Below are 15,317 nucleotides of genomic sequence, written 5' to 3'. Positions count from 1 at the left end.
CTTCCGAAAACCCACCGTAGTAATACGGCAGGGCGTTGGATGCTTAGCCTACCCCTCAAATCCGTGAACAACCTCGTCAAGGATGCCCGCAAGGTACAGCAGACCATCCTGATGGTGGGCGACATCACCGACATCTACGTGACCAGCTTCCAGAAGATGCTGCGCGACGACAGCTTCACGGTGGAGGAACTGGGAGCCATCGCCTTCGGCTACACGAAGCTCTTGGAGGAGAGCAACGACGTGCTGACGGAGTTGAAAAATGTGGTGAACATCACCACGCTCTCCATGACCGACAAGGAGCGTATGGACGTGGTGGAACGCTGCCATTCCAAGATGAAGCGTTACCGCAACCTCGTGAGCTACTACACCAACAAGAACATCGGCGTGAGCTACCTGCGGGCAAAGAAGAGGAACGACCTCGACCGCATCATGGGGCTGTACGGCAGTATGGACGAAAGATACTGGTAGCCTATGGAGTTCGACAACCTTCATCAGATCCTGCGCTCGCTCTACGGGCAGATGATGCCCCTGTGCGGTGACATGGCGGGTGTGGCGAAAGGGATAGCCGGGCTGGGCGCGCTGTTCTACGTGGCATATCGTGTATGGCAATCACTGGCGAGAGCCGAACCGATAGACGTGTTCCCCATGCTCCGACCGTTCGCCATCGGTCTGTGTATCATGTTCTTCCCCACGGTGGTGCTTGGCACGGTGAACAGCGTCCTCTCGCCCGTGGTGCGGGGCACGGCGAAACTGCTGGAAACGCAGACGCTGGACATGAACCGGTACCGTGAGCAGAAGGACAGGCTGGAATACGAGGCGATGGTGCGCAACCCCGAAACCGCCTACCTCGTGTCAAACGAGGAGTACGACAAGCAGCTGGAGGAACTGGGCTGGTCGCCCGCCGACATGGTGACGATGGCGAAAATGTACCTCGACCGGAAGATGTACGAAATAAAGAAAGGCATCCGCGACTTCTTCCGCGAGATACTGGAACTGATGTTCCAAGCCGCCGCCCTCGTAATAGACACCATCCGCACCTTCTTCCTCGTGGTGCTGGCGATACTCGGTCCGATAGCCTTCGCCATCTCGGTGTGGGACGGCTTCCAAAGCACGCTCACGCAGTGGTTCTGCCGCTACATACAGGTCTATCTGTGGCTTCCCGTGTCAGACATATTCAGCACGATACTCGCCAAGATTCAGGTGTTGATGCTCCAGAGCGACATCGAGCGTATGCAGACCGACCCCAACTTCTCGCTGGATTCCAGCGACGGGGTGTATATCGTGTTCATGATAATCGGCATCATCGGCTACTTCACGATACCCACCGTTGCGGGCTGGATCATCCAAGCCGGGGGCATGGGCGGCTACGGGCGCAACGTGAACCAGATGGCGGGACGCGCCGGAGGCATGGCGGGCAGCGTGGCGGGCGCCACCGCAGGCAACGCCGTGGGACGCATCGGCAAGCTGCTGAAATAATCAACTGACAATTAAAAACGAATAAATAACAATGGAATTCAAGTCACTCAAAAACATCGAATCATCGTTCAGGCAGATACGCCTGTTTGGTATCGTCTTCCTCTCGCTGTGCGCCGTGATAACGGTATGGAGCGTGTGGAGTTCCTACCGCTTCGCGGAGCGGCAGCGGGAGAAGATCTACGTGCTGGACAACGGCAAGTCGCTGATGCTGGCTCTCTCGCAGGACCTGTCGCAGAACCGTCCGGCAGAGGCAAGGGAGCATGTGCGCCGCTTCCACGAGCTTTTCTTCACGCTCTCGCCAGAAAAGAGCGCGATAGAGCATAACGTGAAGCGTGCCCTGCTATTAGCGGACAAGAGCGTGTACAACTACTATTCGGACTTCGCCGAGAAAGGGTACTACAACCGCATCATCGCCGGGAACATCAACCAAGTGCTGAAGGTGGACAGCGTGGTGTGCGACTTCAACGGCTATCCTTACCGTGCCGTGACCTACGCCACGCAGAAGATCATCCGGCAGAGCAACGTCACCGAGCGCAGCCTCGTGACAACGTGCCGCCTCTTGAACTCGTCCCGTTCGGACGACAACCCCAACGGGTTCACCATCGAGGGTTTCACCATCATTGAGAACAAGGATTTACAAACCATCAAACGCTAACAGGCATGAAAGGAATCGGAAAATCGCTGTGGAGGGTCTATTGGAAACTCCACGACAAAAAGAAAATGCTGGTGGCAAGGCTCAAAGGGTATCTGGACGGCTTGCCGCCGAAGACACGCAGGCGCATCGTGCTGGCAATGCTCGCTGCCTTCGCCGCGCTTGCCCTCTACACCTTCGGCAAAGCCGTCCATGACATCGGCAGGAATGACGGCAGCCGTATGGTGACAGACCATGCCGGACAGGTGGAACTGTCCTTGAAGCCTGAAGTGAGCGACAATTTTACACCTTATTATAATAATATGTATGGAACAGACGAAGAATGAACCTAAAAACGAGAACAAGGCGGCTCCCGACAACGGGAAACCGAAGAAGGTACGCAAGCCGCTGACCGAAGCCCAACGGCTGAAACGTCAGAAGATGATAGTGCTGCCCGCTATGGTGCTGGTATTCCTCGGTGCGATGTGGCTGATATTCGCACCGTCCTCCGGCAAGGAGCAGGAGCCGGGAACGGGCGGCTACAACATCGAAATGCCCGACGCGGACAAGGCGAACCACCGGATTATCGGCGACAAGGCGAAAGCCTACGAACAGGGGGCGATGGAGGAACGGCAGGCGGACCGCAGCCGCGCCATGCAGCAGCTGGGCGATATGTTCGACAGCGAGGTGACGGAAACGGACGGCGGCAGGGACTTCGACCTTGCCAATCCCGGCGGCACGCAAGAGGCGGTGAACCCTGCCCCGAAAACCATCCAATCCTCCGCAGCCGCCTACCGCGACCTCAATGCCACGCTCGGTAACTTCTACGAGCAGCCGGAGAACGACAACGCGGAGATGGACGAACTGCTGGAGCGTATCGCATCGCTGGAATCGGAACTTGAAAGCGAGAAGGGCAAGGCGTCCGCTATGGATGAGCAGGTGGCACTTATGGAAAAGTCCTATGAGCTGGCGGCGAAATACATGGGCGGTCAGAACGGCGGCAAGCCGGAACCGGTGCAGGCGGCTGAGCCTTACCCCGTGCAGAAAGCCGGAAAGAACACGGCAAAACCCGTCAGGCAGGTAGTGCATCAGGTGGTGTCCTCGCTTGGACAACCGATGAGCAACACCGAATTTGTCGCCTCCTTCTCGCAGGAGCGTAACCGCAGTTTCAACACGGCGGTGGGCGTCACAACCGTATCGGACAGGAACACCATATCGGCGTGCGTCTATGGGGCGCAGAGCGTGACCGACGGGCAGGCGGTAAGATTACGGCTGCTGGAGCCGATGGCGGTAGCGGAAAAAATCATTCCCCGCAACGCGGTGGTGGTCGGCACGGCAAAGATTCAGGGCGAACGGCTTGATATTGAAATTACTTCGCTGGAGTACGCAGGTACGATCATCCCGGTGGAACTGGCGGTGTATGACACGGACGGGCAGCCCGGCATCTTCATCCCCAACTCGATGGAAATGAACGCTGTCAGGGAGGTTGCCGCAAACATGGGCGGCTCGCTGGGGAGCAGCATCAATATCTCCACCAATGCAGGGGCGCAGCTCGCCTCCGACTTGGGCAAGGGGCTGATACAAGGCACGAGCCAGTATATCGCCAAGAAGATGCGCACGGTGAAAGTGCATCTGAAAGCCGGGTACAGGGTCATGCTCTATCAGGAGATAGACTGAAAACAGAATACAGAAAAAGTAACAACAACCAATGTTTAATTTACCACTAAAATCCAAAGTAATATGAGAAAAGTAATCATCATGTTTGCCCTCGCTATGGGCATCGCTACTGCCAACGCGCAGGAGAACGTGACCGTTGGAACGGACAACGGCAGTGTAGAACAGCCGACGACAGAACAGCCGACCTTGACAAAGGAGGTCTATCCGCAGAAGGAGGCGGACGGCGACCTGTACCACGGGCTGACAAGAAAGCTGGGATTTGACCGCATGGTCCCCCCGCACGGTTTGGAAGTGACCTACGACAAGACCGTCCACGTCATTTTCCCCTCGGAAGTGCGCTATGTCGATTTAGGCTCGCCCGACCTGATTGCGGGCAAAGCCGACGGAGCCGAGAACGTCATCCGCGTGAAGGCTACCGTGAAGGACTTTCCGAACGAAACCAACATGTCCGTAATCACGGAAGACGGAAATTTTTACACCTTCAACGTGAAGTACGCCGCCGAACCGCTGCTGCTCAACGTGGAGATGTGCGATTTCATCCATGACGGCTCGGCGGTGAACCGCCCGAACAACGCGCAGGAAATCTATCTGAAGGAGCTGGGCAGCGAAAGCCCGATGCTGGTGCGCCTTATCATGAAGTCCATCCACAGGCAGAACAAGCGCGAGGTGAAGCACATCGGCTGCAAGCGTTTCGGCATCCAGTACCTGCTGAAAGGCATCTACACGCATAACGGTTTGCTCTATTTCCACACGGAAATCAAGAACCAGAGCAACATTCCTTTCGACGTGGACTACATAACGTGGAAAATCGTGGACAAGAAGGTAGCGAAGCGTACCGCCGTGCAGGAGCAGATCGTCCTGCCGCTCCGCGCGCAGAACTACGCCACGCTCGTGCCGGGCAGGAAGAACGAGCGCACGGTCTTCACGATGGCAAAGTTCACCATCCCCGACGGCAAGTGCCTCGTGGTGGAGCTGAACGAGAAGAACGGCGGTCGCCACCAGTCCTTCGTGATTGAGAACGAGGACTTGGTGCGTGCCAATACCATCAACGAACTTCAAGTGCGCTGACTATGAAGAAGTACCTTTTTATGATTATCGCGTCGCTTACCCTGTTCACAGGGCGGGCGAACGCCCAGCGGTGCCTGCCGAAGATGCAGGGCATCGAGTTAAGGGCGAATCTGGCGGACGGCTTCAATCCCGGCGGCAACGACGGCGGATACAGCTTCGGGGCGGCTCTCTCCACCTACACGAAGAAAGGTAACAAATGGGTGTTCGGCGGCGAGTACCTGTTGAAGAACAACCCGTACAAGGACACAAAGATACCCGTGGCTCAGTTCACGGCAGAGGGCGGCTACTACTTCAAGATACTGTCCGACGCGCGTAAAATCGTCTTCGTCTATGCGGGTGCTTCGGCTCTCGCCGGGTATGAATCGGTGAACTGGGGCGAGAAGGTGCTGCCTGACGGCTCCACGCTCCATGACCGTGACGCCTTCATCTACGGCGGTGCGCTGACGCTCGATGTGGAGTTCTACGTGGCTGACCGTATTGCCCTGCTCGCCAACCTCCGGGAGCGTTGCCTGTGGGGTGGCGACACGAGAAAGTTCCATTGCCAATTCGGGGCGGGCATCAAGATAATCATCAACTGACGCACCGCATGGAGCATACGGACATCGACATGATAAGGCGGATTCCGTTGGCAGACTTTCTCGCGCGGTTGGGGCACGAGCCTGTACGGAGAAGCGGAAACGAGCTTTGGTATCGTGCGCCGTACCGCAATGAGCGCACACCCTCTTTCCGCGTGAATGTGGCGAAACAGCTCTGGTACGACTTCGGTTTGGGCAAGGGTGGCGACATCTTTACGCTTGCCGGGGAGTTTGCGCAAAGCGTGGATTTTATGGAACAGGCGAGGTTTATAGCGAAAGCCGCAAATATGGTGGTTGATAGGTCGGCTTTTCCGACCTATCAACCGAAGCCTGCCGAACCTGCCTTTGAAGGAGTGGAAGCCGTCCCGTTGCTCCGCTCACCGCTGACGGACTATCTGGCGGAACGGGGCATACCTTATGCCGTTGCATTCCACCATTGTTTCCGCCTGAACTATGGCGTGCGTGGAAAGCGGTATTTCGCTGTAGGCTTTCCAAACATGGCTGGCGGCTATGAGGTACGCAGCCGCCATTTCAAGGGTTGCATACCACCGAAAGATGTGTCACTGGTAAAGCTGGAAAATACCGCTGCCGACGTGTGCAGCGTGTTCGAGGGATTTATGGATTTCCTTTCCGCTGCCACACTCGGCATAGTCGGCAATGGCGACAGTCTTGTGCTGAACTCCGTTTCCAACGTGGAAAAGGCGATGAAGCATTTGGACGCTTACGGACGCATCAACTGTTTCCTTGACCGTGACGAAGCCGGACGGAGGACGCTTGACGTTCTTGGCAAACGCTATGGCAGACGTGCCTGTGACCATTCAGCCCTCTATGACGGTTGCAAGGACTTGAACGAGTATCTGCAACTGACAACGAAAAAAGAAATGAACAATAACTTAAAAATCAAATTGAAATGAACTTACTGAACAACAAGAACCGAAGAAAATCCATCTTCAAGGCGTTGGCACTCTGCCTGTTCGCCGCCATGTCGTTCACGCTCGTATCGTGTGACGACGACATGGACATCCAGCAATCCTATCCCTTCACGGTGGAAACCATGCCCGTGCCGAACAAGGTGACGAAGGGGCAGACGGTGGAAATCCGCTGTGAGCTGAAAAAGACGGGCGACTTCGCCAACACCCTCTATACCATCCGGTATTTCCAGTTTGAGGGGGAAGGTACATTGAAAATGGACAACGGCATTACGTTCCTGCCCAACGACCGCTACCTGCTCGAAAACGAGAAGTTCCGGCTGTACTACACGGCAGAGGGCGACGAGGCGCACAACTTCATCGTGGTGGTGGAGGACAATTTCAAAAATTCCTATGAATTGGAATTTGACTTCAATAATCGGAACGGTAAGGACGACATTCAGACCGTCATCCCTATGGGCAATTTCAAACCTCTGCCAAGATGATGCGTGTATTCATGATGATGCTCTGTTCGCTTATGGCGGTCTGTTCCGTGTCCGCACAGGGCAGCCGCCAAGAGGGAACGGACAGGCAGGCGGCAATCTACCGCCTGCCGCTTATGGAACGAGCATTTTTGTGTACCCGCTACTTTGAGGGCTGGCATGACCAAAGTTGCTATCCCTATATAGGCTGGGGTCATCAGTTGCAGCCGGGCGAAAGGTATTCTGCACGCACCATGACGAAACGGCAGGCGGACGCGCTCCTGCGTAAAGACCTGCGGAAGTTTATCGCCATGTTCCGCAGGTTCGGGGCGGATTCGATTTTGCTTGGCACGCTTGCCTACAACGTGGGTCCATACAGGCTTTTGGGTAGCAAGACAATCCCCAAAAGCACCTTAATCAAGAAGCTGGAAGCTGGCGACAGGAACATCTATCGGGAGTATATCGCTTTCTGCAACTACAAGGGGAAACGGCACGCCATGCTGCTCAAACGAAGAAAGGCAGAGTTTGCGCTGCTGTATGTACCTTAAAGAATTAGAGAGAACATTAAAATGTTCTCTCTAATTCTTTATCATGTGCAAATGTGTCTAAATTCTTAAAGATAAGAATCATATATGTTTAATATCTCGGCAACTATATTTATAACTTCAACTACTTCATCACAGATTAAGTCTATAGCTTCAACTTTTTTCCCTTTTGAATATTCTTCAAGTAATGGTGATAATGGAATACCTAATGTTGGAAGCGTATCCCAACATAGTGATTTATCAAAATAACCTATCTCTGCATCTCCCGTGTGGATTTTTTCATTCCTAATTGTTCTTATTGAAGAAATCTTTGACAACAAAAGTTGCATTTTATTTTTTATATCCTCATTAGTAACTTTTGTGCTGTCGGGGATAGTAGTTCCATAACATTTCTTTTTCGGTATGCCCCAATTACAAATTGTATTACCCAATTGTGCTAATATGTCAGGAAGTGAGTTTATTCTAATAACATAGTTTTCAAGATGATAATTATAATACTCTTCAAGACTTAAATCAGGATATGTTTGGGAAACCTTTTCTTTATCAAGCTTCAAAAAAACAACAACCTTTTCTAAATCTGAAACAACTGTTCCAAGATTAGCATATATGGCGATTGCCTTTTTGAGCATTTTTTCATGTTCATTACCTAACTCATCATAATTAAGACTTTTATCAGCTAAACATTGTTCCAAATGTGAACTAACAATAGGCTTAACTAAACTTATCAGTTTTACAGCCAGAGTGGATTTAAATAGTATATCTGAAAAAGTTTTTTCTTCGTTCATAGCATATTTCCTTTTTTGCAAAATTACTGAATATTATTCATAACGAGAAATTTCCTATGAATAAATCTATTTGAAATTGCTGATTATCGTAGATTGGGACAGCGGTTTCTTTGCCTACTTTCTTTTTCGCCATCATGCTCACGAAAGAAAGTAGGCGGCTTTTGCCGCCCACCCCTCAAAATCGGGTGTAAAGCCCCGTTACCATCGTGAACATTTCTTCCAGCATATCGCAATATATCCCTTCGTGCGTTTCGATGTCCTTCGTCTTGCACTCGAATGTCTTTTTGCTGAACGTCTTGCGGTAGAAACGCATATTGTAGAGGTCTGCCCCTCCGTCATAGATGATGTCAAGGCGGTTGGCACTTGTCTTGTTCCTCGCAAGGCTCATGCGCAAGCCGTTGCCCATGTCTATGAAGTCCTTGCTTCCAGTCATGGCGGCAAAGCGTCTGCCGCCTATCTGCTCCAAAATTATCTTTGCTATCATATACGCTGTCTTTTAGGGTTTATATGTTGGCGGTGCGTACACCGCCAACGCGCTTAAAATTCTGCTTTCTCGGTTATGGGGGTGTGTCTTTCCAGCCACGCCTTCAGACACTCCATGTTGTACTCGCTTGTGATTACAGCCGTATGGCTGTCAATGGCGGTGAAACGTGAACTCTCATAAGCATTTATCCACTCGCAAAGGGTTGTTACTCCCCATGCTTCAGCATCGTCAAACATTTCGTCCAACACCTTGATAGGCTTGCTGAATTTCACTATCAGCGTTTGATAACCTGCTGCGTTCATAAGTTTCCCTCCTTTCCCTTTTTCGTGGTCAGCCACTTGTCACGTGCGGTCCGGCACTCGTCCAACGTAGGTTTGACACAAGAGAACAATTCTCCGTCTGCGGGGTGGCGGTAGTCGTACTGCACAAGTGTCCGCTTGCGTCTGCCGACACCCATTTGGAATTTTTCGTATTTCTCCGTACCTGCTTCCGTGCAGGTGCTTACTCCGTTGATAGTCATTCGTGTTGCCATAATCGTTGATTTTAGAGTTGTTAAAAATGTACTGACAAAACTCGGTTGCGCATCACCATTTCGGGGTCGCTCGTGTAGCGTTGGTGCAGGTAGAAATGGTGTGAGCCGAAGCCGTAAAGGAAGAACCTGTCAAGTTCGTGCTTCTCGGCAAAGTCCTTGACGCTTCGTCTTAACTGCTCCTCACTCGTTGCCAGAGTGAGGAGGTTCACAAATTCAAGGAACATCGTGGGGATTTTATCGTCCCACAGACAAATCATGCTTTCAATTCTTACTTCCATACTATTGGGTATTATAGGTTTATACTATGCCGCTTCCATCCGTTGGCGGATAAGGTTCACGTTGCTGTTCACAAGGTTTACAATGCGGTCGTGGTATTCGGTGTTCTCGTTGCATAAGCCACGACACTGCACCACCTCCAAAGTTTTCAGTGATACCTCTATCGTTTCTATGCGTCTGCCGTCAATGGTCGCTGAAAGGATAAGAGAATTTTCCCGATTGTGGTAGCCACCCACGCAATGGTGCATCATACGTCCTTCCTCTATCATTTCCTCCACGCTCTCTATGACCTTGATACGGATAAGGTTGTCGGAGAACACAAGTCCGAAGAAGATACCTTTGGCTTTCAGATAGTTCTTCTCGTCCTCAATCGCCTTTTGCCGTTGCTGTTCCGTCCGCTCACGTTCCCTTTGTCGGTTACGCTTCGCCACCAACTTGTCGTGTTCGGCTTTGAGGTCGGCAGGGCAAACGTACTTCGGGCTGTTCGTGTCCTTGCCGAAATGACGCAGGAGGTCTATCGTGTCACGCCACATAGAGCCGTTGGCAATGGTGTAGCCATTTCGGATACATATCTTCACGGATGCCCAATACTCTACGATATTGAAAGAGTGGTATATATAGTAACGCAACATGGGATATTGCCCTGCCTTCAACAGCGTTTCGGCTCGGCAGTCGGAAAGTATGGCTTTGAAAAGGTCGTAAGGCAGGATGTTGTGATAATCACCCTTGAAGCCGTTGCGTTTCACTTCGGGTATGAAACGCTGTCGGGGGTAGGTGCATACCGGATTTATGTCGTATGCCCGAAATTCTCCGTTCTTGCGTACCTCCATGTCGCTGTATTCATTCCATAGGTCGTAATAGAACAAGGACATGCCACGCAATCGGGCAACGGTCGTTGTCTTGCCGTCGGGGGCAATCCACCTCTGCACCACTTCAAAGATGGAATATTCGGCTGGCTGCCCTGCCTTGTATCGTGACTTGACGGAAAAGAAGCGTATCACTTGGTATCGCTTGCAGGTGGTGACGATGGAGAAATACTCCATATCTCTGAAAACACTCTTTCGGGTGCGCAATGCTTCCAACTCCATACCGCAATGGGAGCAGGTGCATCCGCAAACGGTATCCGCAAGGTCGTGGTCGCTTTTCCACGAATGTCCGCATTCGGTGCAGATGTTCGTGCCGTCTGCCCTTTTGACTGCGTAATGCTTGAAGCAGTGGCGGAAAGCGTATGCCCTTTGTTCTTCGGTCAATCCCGGTAGTCGCTTGCTCAAACGTGCGACTTCCTGTTGTATGCGTGTTTTCGGTTTCATAATCAGAAGTCAAATAGTGATGGTTCAACTTTGGTTTCTTTCTTCGCTGTCGGCTTGTTGCGGTTCTGCAACTTGCGGAGTTCCTCGTCTTGGTATTGTCGGATAGCGTTCTGCCGTGCTTCCGCCTTTTCCTCCGCTGTTAGTTCCACCACATGGTTCACGGCTACCTTGCATTGGATAGGTTCGCCCACCTCTATCTCGTTCTCGTCATAGTAGTGGACGGCTTGTCCGTATATCTCTCCGTCCGTGAAGCCGTTGCAACCACTTTTCTGCACATAGTTCAGAATGTAGGTCACGCAATCGTCTATGTTCTTGGCTGGGTTGCGGTAGTTCTTGGCAAAGAGCGCATCTTCCGCTGCCCGCTGTTCCAAATACATCTGTATCGTTCTCTTGAAATGGTCTGTCGTTTTCATATCGCTGTCATTTTAGATTGTCTGTTTCAGTATCTCTCTCCAATAGGTCGGCTCAACCTCGCTCAAAAGGAAGTCTGTAAAATCCCTCCGTGCGTCCTTGTTCAGTTCGTGGTAGAGGTCACGGAACACGGATATGTTTCCGTTGATATACGTTTCCACCATGTACACGAAGATGTTGTCCACCTCGTAGTATCTGCACTGCTGTGCTGCCGTCTTGCTGCTTCTCTTTGCCATTTCGGTAGGGGTTAAAGGGTGAATAACCAAAGGATGAAGCCGAAGAAGGCGATTGTGGAAAGGATAGCCACGATTACGCCTATCGCCACTCGGAACACTCCGTTTATTATCTCCGTGATGATGCCCCAAAGGATGTCCAATATCCCGAAGGCGGTGCGCACGATTAAACCGCATATCGCAAGTCCTATGTATTGCGCCACTTGTCTGAAATTTGCCGTTGCCGTCATAGCCGTATCATTTTTCAAGTTCCACAATGTTGTCTATCCTGCCGTATAGGTATCTGCGAAGTCCGGTCTTGTCCGTTGCCTTGTATTCCGTCCAACGTCCGTATTGGCATACGAGGAACGTGCGGAGAACATCGGAGAAGTCAAACCTCCAGCCTTGCAAGGGGACTGCGCTCTTGAAATAGGTGTTACTGTTCACGTTTTCGGTGAGCCAATCCTTTTCCTCTCGGTTCATCTGTCCTCCGTTGTTCAGTTTCTCACGAAGGATGTAAGCCTTACTGCCTTTCAGTGTTTCCAATGTCGGCACTTCCCAAGCCACGAATTTTGTTGCCATTGTTGTTTCCATATCCGTTTTGTTTTTGATTTTTTGTTTTTAATGCGGATTCAAGAGCTGAGGGAGTTGAGTTTCAAACTATCTTATCTGCCTCTCGTTTATCCGACATTTTTTTTATGCGTCTTTCTGTCGCATCGGTCGTTTTCGTTTCGGGTGCTTAAAAAGGTAGGGATTAGGGAATGCAAGGTTTTTCGCGGAAATACTACCCGCACAGGGCTGGAGATTTCCGCAGAAAACAGGAGGCTTGACCTTGCTTTCCCGTCCAATCCCGGAATTACCTTTGCGCCCAGAACGGAAATGACTGCCTGATGCGGCTCACTGAAAGGCGCGGAAATGGAGGTAAACGGAAGTGGAGGCAGATTGGACAGGAAAACTTCAAAAGAGAAATCCGTAAAAAAGAAGTCCACAAAAGAAAAAGGGAAACAGCCGGAAGCGTGGAACCGGGCAAACCACCGTGTGGAAAGTATGGTTTTATATGTCCGGCAGGACGTGTCCGGTCGGACATATAAAATCATTCTTTCAGGTTTGCCTGCCGTGGGTGACGGCTTGTTCCATTCATGGAGCGGGCGGTCTTGCACGGCTTTCCGCTTCCGGCTCAAATGGACAGCGAAAAAGAAAAACAGTCAGAAATCCGTAAAAGCACCTCTCTGGCATAAGCGCAAAAGAAATGGGCCTTGCATCATCAGTCTAAACTTCTGTTTAGGCGTGAGGCAAAGCCCTTTTCTCCGCTTATGCGGTAGTCGGCATACGTTCGTCCAAAATCTCTTTGGGCGATGGTGTGCCGACGGACAAAACCGCTTTTACGGAAAAACTTATATGTGAGGATAAAAAATCAGGAGATTTATTTCTAAATCTCCCGTTTAATTTCTATTTTTGCATACGAAGAGTTCTTTGAAGGTTACGCAACGCGCAGAAGGATAATGCAGTAGATAACTAACTAATTCGTAACCTATTACTATCATGAGCAATTAACCTACGCTCATTTCCAATAAATTACACTCTTTTCGTAACTTCGTGGTGCAAACATGAAAGTTCTGTATCCGGTTTGCACTATCTTTGTACTCAAAATTGACATACCTATGGATATATTGTTTCTTGTCGGAGGACTGCTCCTCATTCTTCTGGGTGCCAATGGCTTGACAGACGGTGCCGCATCCGTTGCCAAACGTTTCCATATACCGTCCATCGTCATCGGGCTTACCATTGTTGCCTTCGGCACTTCCGCACCGGAACTCACCGTCAGCATATCCTCTGCTCTCAAAGGCAGTGCAGACATTGCCATTGGCAATGTGGTGGGAAGCAATACGTTCAATACCCTGATGATTGTGGGTTGTACGGCCCTTTTTGCCCCGATAGCCATTACCCGTAACACACTGAAACGCGAAATCCCCCTTTGCATCCTTTCATCCTTCGCCCTGCTGATTTGTGCCAACGACGTCTTACTGGACAGCAGTGGGGAGAACATACTCAGCATCACCGACGGCCTATTGCTGCTATGCTTCTTTACCATTTTCCTGAGTTATACTTTTGCCATTGCAAAAAGGGATGGAAGTATGAAGGAACCGGAAAAGGAGCACTTACAGGAAGAAGACGAAATCAGGCTGTTACCCGCGTGGAAGTCCGCCCTATACATTCTCGGCGGACTTGCCGGCCTCATCATCGGAGGTAATTTCTTTGTAGACGGTGCCAGCGGCATAGCCCGCGGATTGGGTGTCAGCGAATCCATCATCGGGCTGACGCTCGTAGCAGGCGGCACTTCATTACCCGAACTCGCCACCTCCATCGTAGCCGCCTTGAAGAAAAACCCCGAAATAGCCATCGGAAACGTCATCGGAAGTAATCTCTTCAATATATTCTTCGTACTGGGTTGTTCGGCCTCCATCACTCCACTGCGTCTGACGGGCATCACCAATTTCGATTTGTGGGTACTCGTAGGGTCCAGCATCCTGCTTTGGCTGTTCGGTATCTTTTTCGGGAAACGCATCATCACCCGGGTGGAAGGAAGCATTCTGATTCTCTGCTACATTGCCTACACAGCGGTACTGATATACAACCTCTAACAGCAAATTTACAAACACCCTACGCGGTATTTTAAAGATTATCACGTATTTTTAAATAAGGCAAGCTGTACCTCGGCATAAAAAATAAGCAAGCTTATTTTGTTCTGCTCTCAGTTTGCATTACCTTTGTGGTCTCAATATTGAACAACTATGGCAATTACAATCAAGAAAGTAACCACAAGACGGGAACTGGAGCGCTTTATCCGTTTCAACTACCTGCTATACAAAAACAACCCCTATTCCGTCCCCGACCTTTTCGATGACATGCTCAACACCTTCAACAAGAAGAAAAACGCTGCATTCGAATTTTGTGAAGCCGACTATTTCCTGGCTTATCGGGAAGGTAAAATCGTAGGACGTGTAGCTGCCATCATCAACCACAAGGCAAACCAAACCTGGAACAAAAAGGAAGTCCGCTTCGGCTGGATAGACTTCATCGATGATGCGGAAGTCTCCGATGCCCTGATTCGCACCGTGGAAGAATGGGGAAAAGAACGGGGAATGACACATATACAAGGCCCGCTGGGATTCACAGATTTCGATGCCGAAGGTATGCTCATCGAAGGATTCGACCAGCTCAGCACCATGGCCACCATTTATAACTATCCCTATTATCCGCAACATCTGGAACGCATGGGCTTTGAGAAGGATGCCGATTGGGTGGAATACAAAATCTACATTCCCGACGCCATACCCGACAAGCACAAGCGCATCTCCGACCTCATCCAGCGCAAGTATAACCTCAAGGTAAAGAAATACACATCTGCCAAGAAGATTGCCCAAGACTACGGTCAGGCCATCTTCGAACTGATGAACGAAGCCTATCAGCCACTCTATGGCTATTCTGCACTGAGCCAACGGCAGATTGACCAATACGTCAAGATGTACCTGCCCATCCTCGACCTACGCATGGTGACATTGATTACCGATGCCGATGACCAGCTGCTTGCCGTAGGCATTTCCATGCCGTCACTCGCCGAAGCGTTGCAAAAAGCCCACGGGCGCCTGCTTCCTATGGGTTGGTATCACCTGGCCAAGACCATCTTCTTGAAGAAATATCCCAAGATGCTCGATTTGCTGCTGGTTGCCGTGAAACCGGAGTATCAGAACAAGGGGGTAAATGCATTGTTGTTCTCCGACCTTATCCCCGTCTATCAGCAACTTGGTTTCGAGTATGCCGAGAGTAATCCGGAGCTGGAGCTGAACGGCAAGGTGCAAGCGCAGTGGGAGTACTTCAAGACGGAACAGCATAAACGGAGAAGATGCTTTGTGAAAGGAATAAAATAAGTTCTAAATCCAGAAT

At 50.9% G+C, this 15,317-nt stretch carries 23 protein-coding genes; 13 read left to right on the top strand and 10 right to left on the bottom strand.

What is annotated here, in order from left to right; genetic code table 11:
- The 10 genes from DW947_RS16155 to DW947_RS16110 all read left to right on the top strand — a co-directional run.
- Window positions 1–468 (top strand): conjugal transfer protein TraI (locus DW947_RS16155; RefSeq protein ID WP_119958568.1); only part of this gene is annotated, 468 nt, incomplete at its 5' end.
- A gap of 3 nt (window positions 469–471) precedes the next feature.
- Window positions 472–1,476 (top strand): conjugative transposon protein TraJ, encoded by a 1,005-nt coding sequence (gene traJ / locus DW947_RS16150; RefSeq protein ID WP_119958567.1) that lies wholly within the window; start codon window positions 472–474, stop codon window positions 1,474–1,476.
- 31 nt (window positions 1,477–1,507) lie between these two features.
- Window positions 1,508–2,131, top strand: a complete 624-nt coding sequence (gene traK, locus DW947_RS16145) for a conjugative transposon protein TraK (protein WP_004308925.1) — start codon at window positions 1,508–1,510, stop codon at window positions 2,129–2,131.
- Window positions 2,132–2,136: 5 nt separating this feature from the next.
- The gene (locus tag DW947_RS16140) at window positions 2,137–2,454 is read left to right on the top strand and encodes a TraL conjugative transposon family protein (protein WP_119958566.1); all 318 of its coding nucleotides are present in this window, start codon (window positions 2,137–2,139) and stop codon (window positions 2,452–2,454) included.
- A complete protein-coding gene (gene traM / locus DW947_RS16135; protein WP_119958565.1) occupies window positions 2,435–3,784 on the top strand; it encodes a conjugative transposon protein TraM in 1,350 nt (449 codons plus the stop codon). The genes DW947_RS16140 and traM overlap by 20 nt, the downstream gene beginning before the upstream one ends.
- A gap of 63 nt (window positions 3,785–3,847) precedes the next feature.
- Window positions 3,848–4,852, top strand: coding sequence for a conjugative transposon protein TraN (traN, locus tag DW947_RS16130; protein ID WP_119958564.1), 1,005 nt, complete (start codon window positions 3,848–3,850; stop codon window positions 4,850–4,852).
- A 2-nt stretch (window positions 4,853–4,854) separates the two neighbouring features.
- Window positions 4,855–5,430 (top strand): conjugal transfer protein TraO, encoded by a 576-nt coding sequence (locus DW947_RS16125; protein WP_119958563.1) that lies wholly within the window; start codon window positions 4,855–4,857, stop codon window positions 5,428–5,430.
- Between the two features lie 8 nt (window positions 5,431–5,438).
- Window positions 5,439–6,341 carry a toprim domain-containing protein gene (locus DW947_RS16120; protein ID WP_119958562.1) on the top strand — a complete coding sequence of 301 codons (903 nt, stop codon included), beginning with the start codon at window positions 5,439–5,441 and terminating at the stop codon, window positions 6,339–6,341.
- A complete protein-coding gene (locus DW947_RS16115; protein WP_119958561.1) occupies window positions 6,338–6,841 on the top strand; it encodes a DUF3872 domain-containing protein in 504 nt (167 codons plus the stop codon). Before DW947_RS16120 ends, DW947_RS16115 begins: the two co-directional genes overlap by 4 nt.
- Window positions 6,838–7,365, top strand: coding sequence for a glycoside hydrolase family protein (locus tag DW947_RS16110; protein WP_119958560.1), 528 nt, complete (start codon window positions 6,838–6,840; stop codon window positions 7,363–7,365). The genes DW947_RS16115 and DW947_RS16110 overlap by 4 nt, the downstream gene beginning before the upstream one ends.
- A 65-nt stretch (window positions 7,366–7,430) precedes the next feature.
- On the opposite strand, the gene DW947_RS16105 is transcribed toward DW947_RS16110, so the two are convergent.
- The 10 genes from DW947_RS16105 to DW947_RS16060 all read right to left on the bottom strand — a co-directional run bounded on the left by DW947_RS16105 (window position 7,431) and on the right by DW947_RS16060 (window position 11,966).
- Window positions 7,431–8,147, bottom strand: a complete 717-nt coding sequence (locus tag DW947_RS16105) for a Cthe_2314 family HEPN domain-containing protein (RefSeq protein ID WP_119958559.1) — start codon at window positions 8,145–8,147, stop codon at window positions 7,431–7,433.
- Window positions 8,148–8,322: 175 nt separating this feature from the next.
- Entirely contained in the window at window positions 8,323–8,631 is a 309-nt protein-coding gene (locus DW947_RS16100; protein WP_068960795.1) for a hypothetical protein, read from the bottom strand.
- Between the two features lie 53 nt (window positions 8,632–8,684).
- Entirely contained in the window at window positions 8,685–8,933 is a 249-nt protein-coding gene (locus DW947_RS16095; protein WP_119958558.1) for a DUF6956 domain-containing protein, read from the bottom strand.
- A complete protein-coding gene (locus DW947_RS16090) occupies window positions 8,930–9,163 on the bottom strand; it encodes a DUF3873 domain-containing protein (protein ID WP_068960793.1) in 234 nt (77 codons plus the stop codon). The genes DW947_RS16095 and DW947_RS16090 overlap by 4 nt, the downstream gene beginning before the upstream one ends.
- A gap of 20 nt (window positions 9,164–9,183) precedes the next feature.
- Window positions 9,184–9,441: a hypothetical protein gene (locus DW947_RS16085; protein ID WP_119958557.1), complete on the bottom strand. Its 258-nt coding sequence runs from the start codon at window positions 9,439–9,441 to the stop codon at window positions 9,184–9,186.
- A gap of 24 nt (window positions 9,442–9,465) precedes the next feature.
- Window positions 9,466–10,749: a PcfJ domain-containing protein gene (locus DW947_RS16080; protein WP_119958556.1), complete on the bottom strand. Its 1,284-nt coding sequence runs from the start codon at window positions 10,747–10,749 to the stop codon at window positions 9,466–9,468.
- A 2-nt stretch (window positions 10,750–10,751) separates the two neighbouring features.
- Window positions 10,752–11,162, bottom strand: coding sequence for a PcfK-like family protein (locus DW947_RS16075; protein WP_008782568.1), 411 nt, complete (start codon window positions 11,160–11,162; stop codon window positions 10,752–10,754).
- Between the two features lie 12 nt (window positions 11,163–11,174).
- A complete protein-coding gene (locus tag DW947_RS16070) occupies window positions 11,175–11,396 on the bottom strand; it encodes a hypothetical protein (protein ID WP_018667431.1) in 222 nt (73 codons plus the stop codon).
- 11 nt (window positions 11,397–11,407) lie between these two features.
- On the bottom strand, window positions 11,408–11,623 hold the full coding sequence (locus DW947_RS16065) for a hypothetical protein (RefSeq protein ID WP_025069035.1): 216 nt from the start codon (window positions 11,621–11,623) through the stop codon (window positions 11,408–11,410).
- A gap of 7 nt (window positions 11,624–11,630) precedes the next feature.
- A complete protein-coding gene (locus DW947_RS16060; protein WP_025069034.1) occupies window positions 11,631–11,966 on the bottom strand; it encodes a hypothetical protein in 336 nt (111 codons plus the stop codon).
- A 321-nt stretch (window positions 11,967–12,287) separates the two neighbouring features.
- Here DW947_RS16060 and DW947_RS21900 point away from each other — a divergent pair, with 321 nt between their 5' ends.
- From DW947_RS21900 to DW947_RS16035, 3 genes are all read left to right on the top strand, one after another.
- Window positions 12,288–12,776 (top strand): hypothetical protein, encoded by a 489-nt coding sequence (locus DW947_RS21900; protein WP_234131106.1) that lies wholly within the window; start codon window positions 12,288–12,290, stop codon window positions 12,774–12,776.
- 257 nt (window positions 12,777–13,033) lie between these two features.
- Entirely contained in the window at window positions 13,034–14,014 is a 981-nt protein-coding gene (locus tag DW947_RS16040; RefSeq protein ID WP_050756856.1) for a calcium/sodium antiporter, read from the top strand.
- 150 nt (window positions 14,015–14,164) lie between these two features.
- A complete protein-coding gene (locus tag DW947_RS16035; RefSeq protein ID WP_005830912.1) occupies window positions 14,165–15,301 on the top strand; it encodes a hypothetical protein in 1,137 nt (378 codons plus the stop codon).
- Window positions 15,302–15,317 lie beyond the last annotated feature (16 nt).

Source organism: Bacteroides sp. AM44-19 (genome assembly GCF_003603395.1).
In the GTDB taxonomy this organism is placed as follows: Bacteria; Bacteroidota; Bacteroidia; order Bacteroidales; family Bacteroidaceae; genus Bacteroides; species Bacteroides uniformis.
Note: the sequence above shows the minus strand (reverse complement) of the source record. Positions and strands in the feature narration are given on the sequence as shown.